This window comes from Leifsonia sp. Root4, from assembly GCF_001425085.1.
Taxonomy (GTDB): domain Bacteria; phylum Actinomycetota; class Actinomycetes; order Actinomycetales; family Microbacteriaceae; genus Microterricola.
The window spans coordinates 226,464-241,463 of the sequence record NZ_LMDN01000001.1 but is presented as its reverse complement, the minus strand read 5'-3'; the positions used below and the strand labels follow the sequence as shown (position 1 = coordinate 241,463).

General features: G+C 61.5%; 28 protein-coding genes. 2 read left to right on the top strand and 26 right to left on the bottom strand.

What is annotated here, in order from left to right:
- Positions 1-80: 80 nt before the first annotated feature.
- From ASC66_RS01165 to ASC66_RS01070, 22 genes are all read right to left on the bottom strand, one after another.
- The gene (locus ASC66_RS01165) at positions 81-560 is read right to left on the bottom strand and encodes a single-stranded DNA-binding protein (protein WP_055833571.1); all 480 of its coding nucleotides are present in this window, start codon (positions 558-560) and stop codon (positions 81-83) included.
- Positions 561-848 carry a hypothetical protein gene (locus ASC66_RS01160; RefSeq protein ID WP_055833568.1) on the bottom strand — a complete coding sequence of 96 codons (288 nt, stop codon included), beginning with the start codon at positions 846-848 and terminating at the stop codon, positions 561-563.
- A complete protein-coding gene (locus tag ASC66_RS01155) occupies positions 845-1,282 on the bottom strand; it encodes a hypothetical protein (RefSeq protein WP_055833565.1) in 438 nt (145 codons plus the stop codon). Before ASC66_RS01155 ends, ASC66_RS01160 begins: the two co-directional genes overlap by 4 nt.
- A complete protein-coding gene (locus ASC66_RS17960; protein WP_157509576.1) occupies positions 1,269-2,093 on the bottom strand; it encodes a hypothetical protein in 825 nt (274 codons plus the stop codon). The genes ASC66_RS01155 and ASC66_RS17960 overlap by 14 nt, the downstream gene beginning before the upstream one ends.
- Positions 2,068-2,289, bottom strand: coding sequence for a hypothetical protein (locus tag ASC66_RS01145; RefSeq protein ID WP_055833559.1), 222 nt, complete (start codon positions 2,287-2,289; stop codon positions 2,068-2,070). Before ASC66_RS01145 ends, ASC66_RS17960 begins: the two co-directional genes overlap by 26 nt.
- Before the next feature lie 188 nt (positions 2,290-2,477).
- Positions 2,478-3,065 (bottom strand): hypothetical protein, encoded by a 588-nt coding sequence (locus ASC66_RS01140; RefSeq protein ID WP_157509575.1) that lies wholly within the window; start codon positions 3,063-3,065, stop codon positions 2,478-2,480.
- Complete coding sequence (locus tag ASC66_RS01135; RefSeq protein ID WP_055833555.1) at positions 3,062-3,913, bottom strand: PD-(D/E)XK nuclease-like domain-containing protein; 852 nt, start codon at positions 3,911-3,913, stop codon at positions 3,062-3,064. The genes ASC66_RS01140 and ASC66_RS01135 overlap by 4 nt, the downstream gene beginning before the upstream one ends.
- A 102-nt stretch (positions 3,914-4,015) precedes the next feature.
- Positions 4,016-4,753 (bottom strand): DNA methyltransferase, encoded by a 738-nt coding sequence (locus ASC66_RS01130; RefSeq protein WP_055833552.1) that lies wholly within the window; start codon positions 4,751-4,753, stop codon positions 4,016-4,018.
- A complete protein-coding gene (locus ASC66_RS17955) occupies positions 4,750-5,157 on the bottom strand; it encodes a RusA family crossover junction endodeoxyribonuclease (RefSeq protein WP_157509574.1) in 408 nt (135 codons plus the stop codon). The genes ASC66_RS01130 and ASC66_RS17955 overlap by 4 nt, the downstream gene beginning before the upstream one ends.
- Positions 5,154-5,417, bottom strand: a complete 264-nt coding sequence (locus ASC66_RS01125) for a hypothetical protein (protein ID WP_055833550.1) — start codon at positions 5,415-5,417, stop codon at positions 5,154-5,156. The genes ASC66_RS17955 and ASC66_RS01125 overlap by 4 nt, the downstream gene beginning before the upstream one ends.
- Entirely contained in the window at positions 5,414-5,662 is a 249-nt protein-coding gene (locus ASC66_RS01120) for a hypothetical protein (RefSeq protein WP_055833546.1), read from the bottom strand. Before ASC66_RS01120 ends, ASC66_RS01125 begins: the two co-directional genes overlap by 4 nt.
- Positions 5,659-6,075, bottom strand: coding sequence for a hypothetical protein (locus ASC66_RS01115; RefSeq protein WP_055833543.1), 417 nt, complete (start codon positions 6,073-6,075; stop codon positions 5,659-5,661). Before ASC66_RS01115 ends, ASC66_RS01120 begins: the two co-directional genes overlap by 4 nt.
- Positions 6,072-6,257 (bottom strand): hypothetical protein, encoded by a 186-nt coding sequence (locus ASC66_RS01110; protein WP_055833540.1) that lies wholly within the window; start codon positions 6,255-6,257, stop codon positions 6,072-6,074. The genes ASC66_RS01115 and ASC66_RS01110 overlap by 4 nt, the downstream gene beginning before the upstream one ends.
- Positions 6,254-6,460, bottom strand: coding sequence for a hypothetical protein (locus ASC66_RS01105; protein WP_055833537.1), 207 nt, complete (start codon positions 6,458-6,460; stop codon positions 6,254-6,256). The genes ASC66_RS01110 and ASC66_RS01105 overlap by 4 nt, the downstream gene beginning before the upstream one ends.
- Complete coding sequence (locus tag ASC66_RS18300) at positions 6,457-6,924, bottom strand: hypothetical protein (protein ID WP_200944667.1); 468 nt, start codon at positions 6,922-6,924, stop codon at positions 6,457-6,459. Before ASC66_RS18300 ends, ASC66_RS01105 begins: the two co-directional genes overlap by 4 nt.
- Positions 6,921-7,367: a hypothetical protein gene (locus tag ASC66_RS01095; protein WP_055833533.1), complete on the bottom strand. Its 447-nt coding sequence runs from the start codon at positions 7,365-7,367 to the stop codon at positions 6,921-6,923. The genes ASC66_RS18300 and ASC66_RS01095 overlap by 4 nt, the downstream gene beginning before the upstream one ends.
- A gap of 453 nt (positions 7,368-7,820) precedes the next feature.
- Entirely contained in the window at positions 7,821-8,087 is a 267-nt protein-coding gene (locus tag ASC66_RS01090; RefSeq protein ID WP_055833530.1) for a hypothetical protein, read from the bottom strand.
- Positions 8,088-8,516: 429 nt separating this feature from the next.
- On the bottom strand, positions 8,517-8,924 hold the full coding sequence (locus tag ASC66_RS01085; protein WP_055833526.1) for a hypothetical protein: 408 nt from the start codon (positions 8,922-8,924) through the stop codon (positions 8,517-8,519).
- 112 nt (positions 8,925-9,036) lie between these two features.
- A complete protein-coding gene (locus tag ASC66_RS01080; RefSeq protein WP_055833523.1) occupies positions 9,037-9,327 on the bottom strand; it encodes a hypothetical protein in 291 nt (96 codons plus the stop codon).
- 24 nt (positions 9,328-9,351) lie between these two features.
- On the bottom strand, positions 9,352-9,528 hold the full coding sequence (locus tag ASC66_RS17950; RefSeq protein ID WP_157509573.1) for a hypothetical protein: 177 nt from the start codon (positions 9,526-9,528) through the stop codon (positions 9,352-9,354).
- 405 nt (positions 9,529-9,933) lie between these two features.
- The gene (locus ASC66_RS01075; RefSeq protein WP_055833521.1) at positions 9,934-10,242 is read right to left on the bottom strand and encodes a hypothetical protein; all 309 of its coding nucleotides are present in this window, start codon (positions 10,240-10,242) and stop codon (positions 9,934-9,936) included.
- Positions 10,239-10,952, bottom strand: coding sequence for a phage antirepressor (locus tag ASC66_RS01070; RefSeq protein ID WP_055833518.1), 714 nt, complete (start codon positions 10,950-10,952; stop codon positions 10,239-10,241). Before ASC66_RS01070 ends, ASC66_RS01075 begins: the two co-directional genes overlap by 4 nt.
- A gap of 26 nt (positions 10,953-10,978) precedes the next feature.
- On the opposite strand from ASC66_RS01070, the gene ASC66_RS01065 reads away from it, so the two are divergent.
- Entirely contained in the window at positions 10,979-11,287 is a 309-nt protein-coding gene (locus ASC66_RS01065) for a hypothetical protein (RefSeq protein WP_055833515.1), read from the top strand.
- Positions 11,288-11,331: 44 nt separating this feature from the next.
- On the opposite strand, the gene ASC66_RS01060 is transcribed toward ASC66_RS01065, so the two are convergent.
- Together ASC66_RS01060 and ASC66_RS01055 are read right to left on the bottom strand one after the other, a co-directional pair.
- On the bottom strand, positions 11,332-11,535 hold the full coding sequence (locus ASC66_RS01060; RefSeq protein ID WP_055833512.1) for a transcriptional regulator: 204 nt from the start codon (positions 11,533-11,535) through the stop codon (positions 11,332-11,334).
- Entirely contained in the window at positions 11,535-11,762 is a 228-nt protein-coding gene (locus tag ASC66_RS01055; RefSeq protein ID WP_082491924.1) for a helix-turn-helix domain-containing protein, read from the bottom strand. Before ASC66_RS01055 ends, ASC66_RS01060 begins: the two co-directional genes overlap by 1 nt.
- A gap of 77 nt (positions 11,763-11,839) precedes the next feature.
- Between ASC66_RS01055 and ASC66_RS01050 the strand changes: the two genes are divergently transcribed.
- Positions 11,840-12,139 carry a helix-turn-helix domain-containing protein gene (locus tag ASC66_RS01050; protein ID WP_055833507.1) on the top strand — a complete coding sequence of 100 codons (300 nt, stop codon included), beginning with the start codon at positions 11,840-11,842 and terminating at the stop codon, positions 12,137-12,139.
- Between the two features lie 364 nt (positions 12,140-12,503).
- On the opposite strand, the gene ASC66_RS01045 is transcribed toward ASC66_RS01050, so the two are convergent.
- Together ASC66_RS01045 and ASC66_RS01035 are read right to left on the bottom strand one after the other, a co-directional pair.
- Positions 12,504-13,769, bottom strand: coding sequence for a site-specific integrase (locus ASC66_RS01045; RefSeq protein ID WP_055833504.1), 1,266 nt, complete (start codon positions 13,767-13,769; stop codon positions 12,504-12,506).
- A 475-nt stretch (positions 13,770-14,244) separates the two neighbouring features.
- Positions 14,245-14,988: a caspase family protein gene (locus ASC66_RS01035; protein ID WP_235496621.1), complete on the bottom strand. Its 744-nt coding sequence runs from the start codon at positions 14,986-14,988 to the stop codon at positions 14,245-14,247.
- Positions 14,989-15,000: the final 12 nt, after the last annotated feature.

Below are 15,000 nucleotides of genomic sequence, written 5' to 3'. Positions count from 1 at the left end.
CTCGTGCGGCTTCTCGTGTGGAGTGACCGCACACGATCGACTCCTGCCAGTTCCTCACGACCCACTCAACGGGCGGCTGGTCAGAAAGGCGTGTCATTGCTCCACGCCTCCTGTGCGCCCTCCGCGGCGGCAGGGGTAGACGGTGCCCACGCTTCCTCCACGGGGGCCGCAGAACCACGCTGAGCGCCGCCCTGAGACTGTGCACGCGTCACCGAGGCGGTCGCGTAACGCAGCGATGGCCCGATCTCGTCAATGTCGAGCTCGTACGAAGTGCGCTTCTCACCCTCCTTGGTCTCGTAGGAACGCTGCTTGAGGCGGCCGGACGCGATGACACGACTGCCCTTCGTCAGCGAACCGGCGACGTGCTCAGCGAACTCACGCCAGACGGAAGCTCTCAAGAACAACGCGTCACCGTCGATCCATTCGTTCTTTGCGCGATCGAACGTGCGGGGGGTCGAGGCGATGGTGAAGTTCGCCACCGCCAGCCCGTTCTGCGTGTAAGAAAGTTCCGGATCGGACGTGATGTTGCCCACCACAGTGATTACAGTTTCGCCAGCCATTTACTTGCTCCTTCGTTCTTCGACCAGTGCCGCAAACCGGGCCGGGTCTTTCTTGTATCCGCTGTCCTTGTCGAACCCGGACGCTTCTTCCAACATTTGGCCGATCTGGGACCGCAACCAGAACCCGGCAGCCTTCGCCCGATGCTCACGACGCATACGCCGATCATCAGGCGAACCAGGCGCTTCCGTGAGTGACGGCATCCGGTAACGCTCGGCCTCCACCGCGGGAGGATCCAGTGATAGGCGAGCGAGGAACATGTCCATCTCGGAGAAGGTGGTCGCGGTCATGGCCGCAACCCCACTTCGCCAACATCCACCGGGACACCCTCAAGCTGGTCGAACTCAAACCGTTCAGCGGCCGCTCTCCTCTCGCCCTCACGCAACGTGAACAGTGCATCAGCAACATCAGTCGGGAGTGGTGCGCGTGGCTGCCATGAGGATTCGATCAGGCCACGAGCTTTCGCAGACCTGACATCCGCCTCGACTGCGGCAACCGTTGATCGGCCACCCAGCCTGAGTGCAGCCACGATGTGACCGACCGTCAGATACTCGCTGCGATTCGGCCCAGTCTGATGCGCAACAACCGCAGCCTTCGCAGCCTCGTAGTCGGCGCCGGCCATCTCAGGCACCAACGCCCACGCCTCAACCGTCATCCGATCCACCTTCCGGTTATCGAACCCGGCAGCGAGCGTCAGCAGCTTCCCGATCTCAATCTTGTCCATCCGTGATCTCCCTTCTTCGGCCTGATTCCTCAGATGCCAGTTCGACGAGGAACGCCAGGTTCTCTTCGCCTCGAGTTGGTGCGCGCTGAACGGTGCGCGCTTGAGGCAGTGTGTCGTCCCATCGCTCGCGACCGATCCACACACCGAGCGCCGGAACGTACTGCGGTTCCGTTGTTGCTGCGTACGCGTCACCGAACTTCGCAATGACAGCGGCGAGCTGATCGGGGTCATGCTTCTTGGATGCAACCTTGAACTTCGCGAGGGCGTCTTTCCGTTCGACCTTCTTCGGCCAGTGACTCCATGCATTGGTGAAGAGAGCTTCGAGGTCGACACGCACAAGAGAACTGTTCCCCTGTTCCTCTGTTCCCCTGTTCCCCTGTTCCCCTGTTACAGGCGCGAGGGCTCCTGCGTCAGTAGCTACTCCTCGCGAGGACTCGCGAATCACGCTGTCCTTGTAGTTCCAAGTGCCGTCTGGTCTGGGGTTTCTTCCCGCCTGCGCCTTGTCGATGCGCTGCACCGTCTCCCAGAACGACACATAGAGCAAATTGCGGTCATTCCCCTCGTACCGCCACACCAAACCGGCCTGATGCAGTTGGGAAATGGCTTCGGATACCTTCGCGAGGGTTCGCGAGGGCTCGCGAATGAGGTCATGGAGGAAGCAATCGCCCACCAAAACGTTCACGTCGTCCTCGCCCACGCCGTTGTCATCGACATACGACTCGAGCGCCTTCAGAACAAACCGCGCCTCCCACGGCACGGACGCGATCAGCTTCGATCTCCAAAACTCAGGCTTCGTGCCTCGGATTCTCACCGGCTCTACCTCCTTCCTTTCTCATGCGGTACTCGAGGTGCTCGATGCGTTTCGTGTACGCGGCGTATTTGCCTAGGTCACGGTCGGTTGCTGCGTCCCGTTTGCGGTCGGCGCCGTTCGGTTTGCGTCGGATGCCGGACAGCGTGCCGTGATCGAGCGGGCCGGCATCTGGGTTGAGCCGGTCACGCTTCTGCACGAGTGCGTCGCGTTCTTCCGTGAGATCCGCCAGGGTGCGACAGGCACGCGGGGTGGACGCTTTGGCCGGCTGCGGTAACTCCCTGAAACCACGTGTGGCCGCCTCCGCAAAACCAGGCAGAGACGACCACGTGTTGGGGTGCAGCTCCGGGATGAGGACAGTTGCCCACGATCTCGGAGCGCCGGCAGTCACCCTTCCGCCCCACTCTCAGCCGCCAAACCTGCAGCCTCAACGCGTCGGTATTCGGCCATGATGGCGTCGATGGTCGGTGCGCTTGCGTGGGCTGTTCGTGCTGCGATCCCGAGCGCTTTGATTGCGTCCAGGTGGTCGCCGGCCAACTTGAGTTCAGCTACCCAGTCGCGCCCGGATGTGTCAGTGGGCTGCGGGGCTGCGGTTGGGAGGGGCTGGACGGTGAACTTTTCGCGCTTGCCACGGGTTGTCTGGATGAGAACTGTTGTGGCCTGGGCGATGTGCGACACGGCGCGGAGACGGATGCCGCCCGGAACGTCGCGCCCGAACTTCACGGTTGGATCGCGGTACAGCTCCACGCGCCGCCCAATGAAGTCGTCGCTGTCTTCGGTGCCCCACACGTCGTTGAGGAGTTGGATGACCGTGTTCGGTGGACGCCAGCACTTCCCCTCGCCTTCGACCAGGTCGATGTCGTACGGGCCTTCCTTCGTGCCGTCACGAACGCCTGCGATGGTGAAGACACGGGATGCCACCGCGAAATCGTCTGCATTCCATTGGTCTGTGTTGCGCTTGGGTGCAACTCTCATTGTTCGTACTCCGTCTCGTTCATGTCGTAGTCGCGCAACCAGAAGGGGGCTTCGAGGGTTACGACGTCGTCTGAATAGGTGGGCCATTCGCCAGTGGCGATGCCGTGTGCGTATCGGCGTTTTGCTTCGCGCACGTCGCGGATGGCCCGCAGCTCGTATTCGAAGTCGAGCTCATAGACGCCCACCCCGATGCCATGTAGCCGGGAGGTTTCGACGGCCACGAAGTAGAACCGTTCGAATCGTTCGCCTGTTGCGCGGGTGTGTACGTCGCGGTAGAACTCCTGCTGGATGTCGTACCGGTACGTTGCGACCGACTTGCCGAATCCGCGGGGTGAAGCATCGGCCGCAGATTTGAGGTCGATCATTGCGTTGCCGCTGATCCGGTCGAAGCGTGCCCGTAGGTCGATGTCGAATTCGTCGTCATGGGCGAATGCGGTTGCTTCCGAGATGCCGTCGCTTTCGAACAGGGGGCCCGCGAACTTGTGAACAAGGACGGCTTCGGCGGATGCGTTCACCTGGTCAATTTCGGACTTCTTCAGCGGGATCAGCCCTTGTGCACGCGCCTCAGTGATGAATGCGCGTGCAGCATCTGTCCCCGTTGTGCCCGTCTTTGAGAGCACGTCGACCGGGATCTCAACAACGCCCATGCCGATACCGAGCACCTTCGCGTGGATTGCGTGCCCCACGTCGAAAGCTTTCTTGTCGGTGCGGTTGCCGTCGAGGATCTGGTGTTTGAACAGCGCCGGCGTGTCTTTGATGAGTGTCTTCGCGCCGGTAGACGACAAGGCCGGATGCGCGTGGTACTCCGCTTCCGGCATGTCGAGGATGAGTCTGGTTTCAAGCGTCATGTCCCGCCTCCCATCGTTCTTCGAGTTCCGCAACGTCAACGCGTTCGTGGTCTGTTGGTTCGTACGCTTCGGTGTCGTCGTAATAGGCAGGGTTCGTGTGGGTCACGCGAGGGCCTCCAGATCGAATGCTTGCTCTGTGCCCGACCACCCCGACGAACGTGGCTCTTCCGGCACGAGCGAGAACGTCTGCTGCTGCAGGCGCTTCACCGTGGTCTCGCAGTGGCGTTCGTCAAGCTCCACGGCGATGATCTTTCTCCCGAGGTTCCGGGCGGCAACCACTGTGCTGCCCGATCCGGCGAACGGCTCGGCGATGACGCCCTTGGGCGCAGACAAGATCAGTGACTCCATGAGCTGCACTGGTTTCGCGTGAGCATGCTGCGCCTTCTCCCAAGACCCGTTGCCCGAGGGAAACGAGAGGATCGAGAACGAGGATGCGCTCTGCCTTTTCCACCCGCTGCCACCCACGAAAATCAGTTCGTGGGTGTAGCGCCACGGCCCGCCGTTCAGTCCGGGTTCGCGCTTGTCCCAAACGAGACGATCAGCCCATTCCCCGGGCGGCTCGGGCATGCGCGGGGTGGCGAATGCTAACCGCGGCTTCTCTGCGCCCCAAAGCGCCAGGGCCTTGTCTCGAACATCGGTTGTGACGTCGTTTGCAATGACTCGGCCACGGAACCCCGTTGCCGCATCAACCTTCCGGCCGTAGCCGATCTTGTCTGAGTTCGGCTGCGATCCGTACGGCGGGTCGGTCACCAGCACATCGGCGGCCAACCATTCCGTGATCTCGAGGCAGTCGCCGTGGTAGAGCGTGACAAGTTCGTCTTGGTAGTAGGGCGTGCTCATCGAATCTCCTCAATCCGTAACTCCATGTGCGCTACAGCCCCGGCCCGGTATTCGATGAGGGGCATGTCGCGTGTGACTTGTTCTTGTGTGTCGTCCTCGACAATTCCGGCGTCTACAAGGCCGTCGATCATCGGTTTCAATGTGGGTGTGATGTTTTCGCCACCGTCACGACGACGCCGGTCTTTCACTACCCACACGAGCGACACCCGGATGCGTCCCAGTTCGGGGATGCGTTTCGCGAGCTCGGCCGTTTTGGCGCGAACTTGTTTCGTGAGGCGTGCTTTGTGCGCCCAGTGCGTGCGGTCGTTCGCTGCAATGGGCGGGCGCGGGTAGTCGAAATGCAGCACGGTCACGAACGGTTCCGGGGGCGCTTGCGTGTAACCGTTGCCATCCCAGGCGCTCATGCGATCGCCTCGTCGCCTGTTAGTGGGATGCCCAGCGCCCGCAGCGTCTGACGCAACAGGTCACTTGCGCTTCCCGGCCCCTCGTTGGGAAATGCTGTGAGCTTGAGATTCGAAACCGCGATCAGGTTCGCAATCCGCTGCTGTTCAGCGAGGTAGAGAGTGGCCGATACCTGCGCCTCCATCAGCGTGCGTTCGTCGCGGTACTGACGATCAGCGAACAGGATCGCTTCAGCTTCTGCCTTGTGGTCGATGTCGCTCATGCTGTTTCTCTCCTGACGTGTGCGGCATGCAGGCTTTCAACCCACTGCTTCGATTGGGTGGTTGATCCGTCTGATTCGCATGACCAGCCGAAGCAGGAGCAGAAGCCGAGCACGCGGTTGTTCTCGGTGCTGCTGGTGAACTCGTGCACGACGGCGGGTGCGTGTTGGGCGATGATTCGGGCGGTGATGCTGTCGATCGTTGCGTCCGTGTCGTGCGTGGCATCGATGATGAGCAGGTCGGTCATGCGTTCGCCCCCTGCCCGCTCTCGTCCAGATCGATGCGCATCCAGCGCCCTCCTCTGCACTCGTAGACGCCATCGATCAGGCTGCTCAGATCCGCTTGGTGCTGGCCCGTGTTGCCAGCGCCGTACCCAACTCCCGCCTGTTCCGCGATACGCCACGCGGCAGGCCAACCGTCGACTCTCGCGTTCGGGTGGGTGAAGATCGAGCCCCGCCCGCGGTAGTCCCAGCCTTCGTTCGCGACCGCCTCGTGGATCATCCCGATACTCACCACGTTCACTCCGAGGCTCTGTGCGATGCCGAGCAGGCTCTCCGTCTTGAGCTGCGCTGCACGGATGCGCTTTCGGAGCGCGGTTGCTTCGTTCGCCACCCGTTCGGTGCGTGTCTTGAGCTGTTCGAATTCGTTCTCGATGTTCAATTGGTTCTCCTTGTCTTTGCCGCAAGCGCCGCACTCAGCACCATCACGGCGATGATCAGCAAACCCATGCCTGCGATCATCAGGTGGTCGGAAAAGTAAGGGCCGGCACCGTATAGAACGGAACCGGCCAGGATGAGGGTGAGCAGGGTGCGCTCAGGAGGGGTGAGTTTGCGGCGAGTCATCGGTGCCACCTCGCTTCGTCCCAGCAGTAGGCCGTGAGTCGCGCGAATGCGACGGTGAGTGCCGCTCCAATAGGAACGGCGATCAGTGCCAACGGATTAGTGGTGACGCCGAACGTAACGAGGGCGAGCGCCATCGACCCCGCGCAAGCCAGCACGTTCAGCGCGTTGAGAACGGCTGCTACATCGAACAGGAATGACTTCATCGCTCCTCCTTTGTCATGGGGGACTCCTCGCTCGGTGGCGCGATCTTGGGATCGATGCTGAACGTCCCATCGGCAGCGAAGAGCGCCTTGAGATCCGCAATGTTCTTCCCCTCAAGCGGCACCCAGCATGAACACGGCGTGGCCATGGAGTCCTTGCCGCCACAATCCGGGCAATCCCACGGCGGGCAGAACCCGCAATGAGTAGGGGCAAGCCCATCCGGGGTGACGGGAATGTTGCAGCCCTGACAGAACGTCGGCGTGAACCACTCCTGGCGCATCGCCTCAACCGTGTAGAGGTGCGCATTCGGCCCGAAGCCGTCATTGCGCTCCTGTGCTGCAGATGCACCCCTAAGTGCTTCAATCGCCCGGAACTCGACAGGCTCGCCATCAATGAACTCGGCAACCTCGTTCCCCTGCTTGGCCAACTCCGCAATAAGGTCGGCGTAATCTTCGAAGCCGCTCACTTGTTTGCCTTCCACAGGGGACTGGCTTCGAGGATGCCGCGCATCTGCCCGACGATCCACATGAAGTCCTTATCGCGGTGGTTGTCCTCTACCCTCGCGGCCTGCTTCATCGTCGCCAGTGCTGCGTCGCGTTCGGCCCTCGCAGCGTGGAGCTCGTCAACCCATTCGTCGAGAACGTTCAGCCGAGCGATCCGCTCCGCCGCAAGCGATGCGACGCGGGCGAGGGCAGCAGCGAGCTCGCGCCCACTCTCTTCAGCGGGAGGGCGGTCGGCGTCAATCAGCCAACCCAGTAGCTCAGCAGTTTCATCGAGGGAATCAAGTTCGTAGCCTTGTTCGCCGAGGAAGTTGCACACCGCTTCAAGCAGTGCGGATCTGCGGGTTTCCATCTGCTCGGGTGTTTCCGGTTCGTCCTGCTTGAGTGCAAAAGAATCCGTTTCGCTCATGTCTCTAGTTCCCTTTCTCTACGTGTTCTCGCTTTGTCAGCCACCACCCGATCAGCGCCCCTAGGCGTCCAGCGGCGGCCATAAACAACCCCACGATGCAGGCTTGCCAGAACAGGGGCAGATCGCTCAGCATCCGCGCTCTACGTGTTCTTGCCCACATTCGGGGCAGGTGAATCCGTGCTCGAACGTTTCGAAGTCCGACCAGTAATCGACGGGGCCGGAGTGACCACACGGGCAGTCGATGAGTGCGGTGTCCCATTCGAGGCGGTTGTTACTACTGGTCACGCGCCCGTCTCCTTGCCGCCGCTTTCAGATGGCAGATGCACGCCTTGTTCGGTCGACCGCACTTAAGCGCATGAGGACCACCAGAACAACGAGCGCAACAACGTTCGGGCGACTCATGCGGGTACGTGGCTGGTGTTCCTGCGCCACCACTGATCGGGGATTGGAAGGTCATTTGGTTGCCTCCGATGCGATCGGCTTAGCAACTACGCGCTGTGCCCGCATCTTCGAGTCGAATGTCTTCGAGTCGAAAGTCTGCTCGCGGTGATCCGGGCAGAAGTCCTGCAAGATCGCTCGGTGGGCAACGAAATGCAAGGTGTTGACCCAGCCAGCGCGGCCAGTGATCGTCCGTGCTGCGGTCAGGCCGACACCCGAGTGAATGGCCGCTTCACATTCGAAGTTGTCGCACGAGATCTTGATGCGCTGCTCGACGCTCATGACATCACCGGCCCCAGCATCATGGCGGCCAACATTGCTGCGTCGTCCCCACCGAGCCGGTTCACCTGACGCATGATCAGGCGTCTCTCATCCGCGGTCGGTTCAGGGATCGGCTTGTAACCAAACGCGCCCACATCCAACGTTGAACGAGTCGTTACCCGGCCACCAGAATTCGCAGCCTTCACACACATGTCACAACGCCCACGACCAGACGCACGAACCGTCCCCGGATTATCAGCCAGGAGCGCACGAGTAGGACGCATCGGTCGGGTGCAAGAGGTGCACGTTGAGGCGGTCATCAGGCACCAACTTTCATGTTCAGCAGCAAGTACCCGAACAGGAGGATCGTGAATACTGCGGTGATCAGAACCGCGACCGTGATCGGACGCCACGGGTTCGGGGCAGTGAACGTCGAACGGTGGCGGGCGGTCACAGGGCCACCATCGCAACGGCCGCCTTGAAGCTCGCAACGAGGTCGTCATCGAGGTACGAATCCGTGAGGCCGCCACCATCGAGGTAAGCGATCGCATCCGCAACCGAGGCGAACCACTTGATGTTGCTCTTGAGATCGCTCTGCAGCCGGTCGAGGTCGGACTGATTCTGGACCGCCTCAAGCGAGTCGCACCCGCTGCATGACCCCCAGCCGAAAGTGAGGATGCCGATACCTTCTGGCCGGCGGATCAGGAAGAGCGAGTCGCCCTGGTAGCTGCCGTAGTTCTCCGAGACGAGAACCTCACCGAACGTGCCGACAATCTCGGAGTAGGTGGGTGTCTCCATGTACCAGTCGGCCTCTTTGGCGACGAGCTGAGTGGGTGTGAATTCTGGAACGGTGATCATGTCTTTCTCCTTCGAAATCAGCCACACGAGTGGCGGGTAGGTGGGGGTTAGTGACGCCGCCCGGTTCTACGCCGGGACAACCGATCGCAGGCTCGGCGCCGATGGGGCTGACCTACAGGCCGGCGAGGAAGCGCTGCGGGAGCGTGCAGTCGCTGTGTGCAACTCGAGGCGCGGCCCAGCCGACGACGATGCCGCCGTTTGCCTTCTTCGGTTCCGCAGCGATCTCAGCCGCACGTCTCTCCGAAAGGGTCAGCGCGCGCAGGTCTTCCAGAACGCGCCATGCTTCGTAGTCGCCGGCGTTGTCGAACCCGGCGCGCTCTACCGCTTCCTTGTGCTCCCGCTCTTCCTTCTTGTCGCGCAGGTTGGCGAGTCGTTCCTGTGCGTTCTCAATGTCGTGTGCCATGTGTTTCCTTCTCTCGGTTGACGGCTAGCGGCGGAATCGCGACGACGGCGTGCGCGGCCATTCGTCCATGTCGTTCGACATCTTCTTGAACTGCCTCGCAGCGAACGTCGCGATTGCGATGTAGGCGATGAGCCAGAACCCGGCGATGGTGACGGCTGCCCAGATGACGAACCAGATGATTGCGTTCCAGTCGATTTCCATGTGCTTCTCTCTGTTGTTTGGGTTGTCTTCTTGCTTGGCCTGTCTCGTCCCGTCAGCGTTGGGGCACGACTTCTACCCACTTACGGCGCTCCATAAGAACGAACCGGCCTTCCACCCCGAGCAGCCGCCCCCATATTCCGGACGGCCACCAGTCGAAACTTGTGGGGTGATGATTCACGCTGTGGAGTTGTCAAGAAACTGACGCGTCCCCCGTTGGCCTTGCGAGCTGTTCAGAGGAGCTAGGTGGAGCAGGTGCGACACCCTGTTTTTGGCAAAGGCGTCGCCAGAGCCCCTGTGCAAGCGGGCAAGAAAATGGGGGTGGTTAGTCGGTGGTGGCGAGCCAGTACATGAAGTTCCCTACGAGGCCAGCGATGATTGCGGCCAGGATGATGCGCTCAACCCGAGTCATGACATCCACCCCGGCGTGCGAACGTTCTTGATCAGCAGTAGGAAGCACGCCCACGCCGGGACCACGACGGCGGCGAGGGCGATCCACCAGAACGCAGACCATGTGCCGGTGTCGAGTCCAGCCGCGACGACCGCTTCGTGTCCCATCTGGACTAAGCGACCGCCGAGGTAAGCGACGAAGACCATCAGGTAGGCGATGAAGAACCGCCAGAACGGGATCGCGCGACCCGCAGCCTTCTCGGCCGCGATGTGGGCGAGTTTCGCGCGGTTGCCGCACTTGGCGCACTCGCACTCCGCGGCGTTCATGACCCCACCGCCACAAGTCCGAGCTTCTTCGCGATGAAGTCCAACCCGGACGGGCGAACCTTCGACGTGAACGACGTGTGCGGGATCTCCTCGCTGTCCGTGTACGTGTGCGCCGTCACATTGAAGTGATGCGCGTAACGCTGATACGGGGTGCGCTGACCCGCCTGGATGATGCCCTCAGCACGCAGACGGTTGAAGAGAGTCGTGCGGCCGATACCGAGGATCTTCGCCGCCGCATCCATTGAATAGGCGCCGTCCGCGTCCATGAGGGTTTCGTACGCCTCCACCTTCGGGGCGTCGATCGCGATCTGCGCCTCGAGCGCAACACGCTGGCGAACCTCAGCCGCCGCGAGCTCAAGAGCCTCCGCGAAATCAGTCGGGAGGGCGGAACCAAACTGGCCCGTGCGGTTGATCGCCGGCAGAACTTCGTGCCGCACCCAGCGCTGGAAGTCACGCACGACCGGTGAACGGCTGATGAGCATCAGCGCGAACAGCCCCGGCTCATTCACAGCGGCCATCATCTGCAGGCCGCCAAGGGTGTCCACGGCCACGGACGCCCTTTCGTCGGGGTCCAGCTGCGCAACGGCGTCGCGGTACTTGCTGATGCCGACGACATCGCAAGCATCCTTCGCAACGAACCACGGCTCACCGTCAACGATGACTGTCCGAACCTGCTGGCCGGAGTACGTGAAGATGTCGAGGGCGGTCATGGCCGGGCCTCCGATACGCTCGCACCATGGGAAAACTTCTGCACGGGGCCAAGTTCGAGCTCGAGGTTGACGACGAGTCGCTGTTTCATCTCGACATGGCGTTGACGATGCTTGGCACCGAGGGGCTTTCCATCCGCGTCCACACCCTCATGGGCGGGAGTGTTATCTCGTTCCCGAGCGATGGCATCGTCTTCATTTACGAGAACGCACCGCACCTGAAGATCGATGAGGCGCTGCTCGACGTGATCCTCGCCAAAGCGCGGGAGGCCGGGCTCCTGAGCCTGCCGTTCCTGACGGTGCCGTTCGAGCGCGATAGCGGCGAAGTCCTCGACTAGGCGCTTGGCGACATAGGGGCGCGCGTCCTGCTCGGTGAGCGCGGTCATGATGCTCTCTCAATCGGGAGAGCATCGAGGTAGGCCAGAAGCTCGGAGGCTTCGATGACCCGCTTGCCGTCGATCCATTTCACGGAGATGTCACACCGCTTGATGACTTCTTCGAGCTTCGACGGCGAGATGCCAATTGCTTCGGCCGCGCCTGTTACTGAGTAGGCGAGGGGCTGTCTGAGTTGTTTTGGAGCTGCCATTACTTGATTCCTGCCTTGTCGAGCATCACGGACACAGGAACGCCAAGCGCATGGCAAAGGGCCACCAGCTCGTCCACGTAGAACGGGCGGTGGCCCTTTAGCCGCGCCCGAAGAGAGTCAGGGGAGATGCCTGCCGCTTTCGCAAGCTCTCGCTTGGAAATTCGCTGGCGGGCGATCTCTGCTGACACCTCTTCGGCGATCCGCGATCTTCTTAGCTTCGGTTCCATATGGCGAGTCTAGCGCCATATGGAACCAAATGGGCAAGTTTTTCCGGAATGGGTCCAAAATGTGCGAAAATGATGGAATGCCAGGCGCTGCCAGTAAGACACCGGGCCCCTTCGTGAAAGAGGTCGCGGCTGTTCTGCGCGAGAAAGTCGCCCGCGAGGGGCTGTCTCACCAGCAGTTGGCTGAAGTTCTGGACGTATCTCGCGGTCAGTTGTCCAAGATTCTCGCCGGCAACAAGCAGATTGAGCTTGAGCAGCTGGACGAGATTTGCTGGGCCCTGGGCCTCAGCTTCCGAGATGTGGTGGTGAACGCCGACAAGGCCACATCATTCCGGCACACCTCTGACGAATGGACCACGGAGACTGCCGTTCGACGTTAGGCACGGGGGAGCGTCTCGAGCCACGTCTGAATGTCGGTTCTGAGTAACAGCTTCTGGCCGTCGAGCACACGCACCTCGAGGCGCCCTTCTTTGATGGCGAGCCGAATTGCATGCTCGGTCAGTGATGTTGCTTCGGACGCCTTCTCGATTGTGTATGCGATCCCCATGTTGGGTGTACCCCTGTGTCTTGCGAGCACTACCGCGTGCTCCTTCTGATACAGGTTAGAGCGACCCTCCGACATGGAAGTTTCGAACGTGTGTTCGATGAAATTTGCAAAACTGCAGGGGCATGCGGAAAGGCCCCCTGAGCAGTCCTCATTAATGAGGACCAATCAGAGGGCCTTTGACCCCCGCACTGGGGGTGTTAATCAGATAACGGGTTTACCAGCGCAGACATGCTTGTGAGTGCCGCGCTGAGTTGAGCGTGATTCCCCTTCGACTTGTAGCCGCGCGTGACCGACAGAACCGACTGCCCAACGATGTCCTGGATGAGCACTTCCGGAACCCCCGCGTCGTAGAGCAGGTCTACAGCGGTGTGCCGTGCATCGTGCAGGCGAGCATCATGCAAGCCGGCCCGGTCGAGCACAGCGTGCCATGCCTTGTTGTCGCGGGAAGGGTCGAGGGGACGGCCGTCGAGATCCTTGTATCCGCCGCCAGCGATCCGGTCAGGCTCCGAAGTCCACAGTAAGCCGTGAGGGTTGGGCTCGTTGCGTGCCACCTCCACGCGGCGCTCGATGATCGTTCGCAGTGGCTCAACGAGCGGGATGATGCGCCAGCTCTTTGACGACTTCGGGCGAGACAGCCACAGCCCGCCCTCAAGGTGCCGAACTTCGTGGTCCTCAGGAATGGTGATCTTCCGCTTCGGGCATGCCGCCCCTTGCTTCTTGTCGCAGGCACCTTCGCAGCCGTGCTCCCATGTGATGCGCTGCAACTGCCACGACAGGTCGAGCGAGTCGCCTACGCGGTCGAGCTCGAGGCCGAGTAGTTCCCCCTGGCGGGCACCCGTGAGCAGCGCTGCAGCCCATCGTGAACCCAGCCGATCGCCGGCGACGGTGTAGAGGATCTTGATTGCATCATCCGCGGTGAGTAGCGCGAGCTTGGCTTTCTTGGTCCGGGGGCGCTTGACGAGATCCGCAGTATTGCGGGGCGCCTTGCCTTCCTTGCGTGCAGCCTCGAGCCCCAGTGAAAGCGTCTGGTACGCCGATGCGCTCGTGCGTGACGACAGGCCTTTGGCTTCAACGTAGGTTGCCACCTTGCGAACGTCGTCGGGCGTGAGTATCGCCAGCAGGCGCGTCCCGATCGCGGGGATGATGTACTGCGTGATGTTCGTCTTGTAGGAGGCCGCTGTTTTCGGGCGCAGCTCCTTCACTACATCGGTCTCGAACCACTTCATCATCCAAGCGGCTACGGTCAGGCGGCTCGTGTAGATGTCGCCGTCCTTCGCGACAGCGCGCTTCATTTCCTTGAGCTTGATCCGCGCGCCGTGCTCGGTCTTGGCGGTCTTCGTGGGCCGGTGGGTTGTTCCGTCCGGGCGCACCACGGTTAAGGAAGCGCACCAACGGTCGTCTGACTTCCGGTAGAACACGGAGCCTTCGCCGTTGGCGCGCTTCTTGATTGCTTCGTCTGTCATATCTCTCCCGGTATGGGGGAGCACTATTGCCCCCGAGTTCTTCTGCCGTGCGCCGTCCACGCGCCGTCACTGAGTACGCCGGTGTGCTGCGATCTTCTGTGGACAAGGCAGGTACGCTTCATCACGAGTCACTTCCTATCTGTGGTTGGTTGTGGCTGAGGGCTGCAGATCTGAACCATCTGCGGCCCTTGTTCTATTTGGAACGATGTGCGCCATTTCTGCGCACGTCAACACTCTAGGCCTATAGCAACCCTCACAGCAACCCGAATGGAACCAAATGCATGATTATGGCACCAAAAGTGGCGCTAGATCCCTGTAAATACGCGGAAACAGTGGTTCCAAATGGCACAACCCACTGACTCTTAATCAGTGGGTTCCCGGTTCAAGTCCGGGGGGGTGCACCAACAGCCCCGGTCTCGCAAGAGGCCGGGGCTTTTTGTTTGCCGCCTGCGCTCGCGGAACCCTGAGATCTGAGTCACTTCTGAGGCTGGGCTCCAAATGGTGGGGCGTCGATCATCTGAGCCTGCTCCCGTGGCCCGTAGTAGCGCATCCGGGCTTGCTGGCTGGACCGGGCTCCGACAAGCTCGGCGGTGGCGGCGAACAGGCTCCGGTAGGAATCGCGGGCACCGGGTACCAGCGTCCACGCGTCCTCAAATGCCAGAGACAGGACGCCTCGCACTTTCCCGGCCGACTTCTGCTCAGAGGCTTTCTCCCACTGCTCCGAGGCCGATATTGACAGTCGCGGAATCCCGCTATCAATCACCTCGTCGAGTGGGCGGGTGCTGAAACCCATGATGCCGAGCGAGTCGGCATTGCAGGTATCCACGATGACGACCGCGGAGACCCCGGCCAACTGCTTGGCCCACAGCGTGGCGAAGAAGTCGTCCACGACGATTCCCTGTGAGCTTGCGAACGCCTCGTCGAGGCGGTCTGTGACTTCGTCGCCGTTGGCGTCTCTCACCTGGAATCCGTGCCCGGACAGCACGACCACAATCAGATCGCCGCTTCTCGCCTCGTCGACGAGCTGCTGCAGCATCGCCTTGATGTCCTCGGCGCCGGTCTCGCGTGGCTCGTGCGGCCGAAGCAGTACGAGCAGCTGAGGCGGCTGGACAATGGATCGGAAGAACGATTCGAACCACGCGATGTCGCCATCCACGCCACGGAGGGTCTTGAAGCGGAAGCGCTTTCCGTCGTACTCGACCGCGGCCGGTCTGCTCACCCCGATCAGGGC

What these genes read in the sequence shown, in the direction of transcription:
- ASC66_RS01165 (WP_055833571.1), bottom strand. Translation starts at nt 560, where the DNA reads ATGGCTGGCGAAACTGTAATCACTGTGGTGGGCAACATCACGTCCGAT.
- ASC66_RS01160 (WP_055833568.1), bottom strand. Translation starts at nt 848, where the DNA reads ATGACCGCGACCACCTTCTCCGAGATGGACATGTTCCTCGCTCGCCTA.
- ASC66_RS01155 (WP_055833565.1), bottom strand. Translation starts at nt 1,282, where the DNA reads ATGGACAAGATTGAGATCGGGAAGCTGCTGACGCTCGCTGCCGGGTTC.
- ASC66_RS01140 (WP_157509575.1), bottom strand. Translation starts at nt 3,065, where the DNA reads ATGAGAGTTGCACCCAAGCGCAACACAGACCAATGGAATGCAGACGAT.
- ASC66_RS01135 (WP_055833555.1), bottom strand. Translation starts at nt 3,913, where the DNA reads ATGACGCTTGAAACCAGACTCATCCTCGACATGCCGGAAGCGGAGTAC.
- ASC66_RS01130 (WP_055833552.1), bottom strand. Translation starts at nt 4,753, where the DNA reads ATGAGCACGCCCTACTACCAAGACGAACTTGTCACGCTCTACCACGGC.
- ASC66_RS17955 (WP_157509574.1), bottom strand. Translation starts at nt 5,157, where the DNA reads ATGAGCGCCTGGGATGGCAACGGTTACACGCAAGCGCCCCCGGAACCG.
- ASC66_RS01125 (WP_055833550.1), bottom strand. Translation starts at nt 5,417, where the DNA reads ATGAGCGACATCGACCACAAGGCAGAAGCTGAAGCGATCCTGTTCGCT.
- ASC66_RS01120 (WP_055833546.1), bottom strand. Translation starts at nt 5,662, where the DNA reads ATGACCGACCTGCTCATCATCGATGCCACGCACGACACGGACGCAACG.
- ASC66_RS01110 (WP_055833540.1), bottom strand. Translation starts at nt 6,257, where the DNA reads ATGACTCGCCGCAAACTCACCCCTCCTGAGCGCACCCTGCTCACCCTC.
- ASC66_RS01105 (WP_055833537.1), bottom strand. Translation starts at nt 6,460, where the DNA reads ATGAAGTCATTCCTGTTCGATGTAGCAGCCGTTCTCAACGCGCTGAAC.
- ASC66_RS01095 (WP_055833533.1), bottom strand. Translation starts at nt 7,367, where the DNA reads ATGAGCGAAACGGATTCTTTTGCACTCAAGCAGGACGAACCGGAAACA.
- ASC66_RS01090 (WP_055833530.1), bottom strand. Translation starts at nt 8,087, where the DNA reads ATGAGCGTCGAGCAGCGCATCAAGATCTCGTGCGACAACTTCGAATGT.
- ASC66_RS01085 (WP_055833526.1), bottom strand. Translation starts at nt 8,924, where the DNA reads ATGATCACCGTTCCAGAATTCACACCCACTCAGCTCGTCGCCAAAGAG.
- ASC66_RS01080 (WP_055833523.1), bottom strand. Translation starts at nt 9,327, where the DNA reads ATGGCACACGACATTGAGAACGCACAGGAACGACTCGCCAACCTGCGC.
- ASC66_RS17950 (WP_157509573.1), bottom strand. Translation starts at nt 9,528, where the DNA reads ATGGAAATCGACTGGAACGCAATCATCTGGTTCGTCATCTGGGCAGCC.
- ASC66_RS01075 (WP_055833521.1), bottom strand. Translation starts at nt 10,242, where the DNA reads ATGAACGCCGCGGAGTGCGAGTGCGCCAAGTGCGGCAACCGCGCGAAA.
- ASC66_RS01070 (WP_055833518.1), bottom strand. Translation starts at nt 10,952, where the DNA reads ATGACCGCCCTCGACATCTTCACGTACTCCGGCCAGCAGGTTCGGACA.
- ASC66_RS01065 (WP_055833515.1), top strand. Translation starts at nt 10,979, where the DNA reads ATGGGAAAACTTCTGCACGGGGCCAAGTTCGAGCTCGAGGTTGACGAC.
- ASC66_RS01060 (WP_055833512.1), bottom strand. Translation starts at nt 11,535, where the DNA reads ATGGCAGCTCCAAAACAACTCAGACAGCCCCTCGCCTACTCAGTAACA.
- ASC66_RS01055 (WP_082491924.1), bottom strand. Translation starts at nt 11,762, where the DNA reads ATGGAACCGAAGCTAAGAAGATCGCGGATCGCCGAAGAGGTGTCAGCA.
- ASC66_RS01050 (WP_055833507.1), top strand. Translation starts at nt 11,840, where the DNA reads ATGCCAGGCGCTGCCAGTAAGACACCGGGCCCCTTCGTGAAAGAGGTC.
- ASC66_RS01045 (WP_055833504.1), bottom strand. Translation starts at nt 13,769, where the DNA reads ATGACAGACGAAGCAATCAAGAAGCGCGCCAACGGCGAAGGCTCCGTG.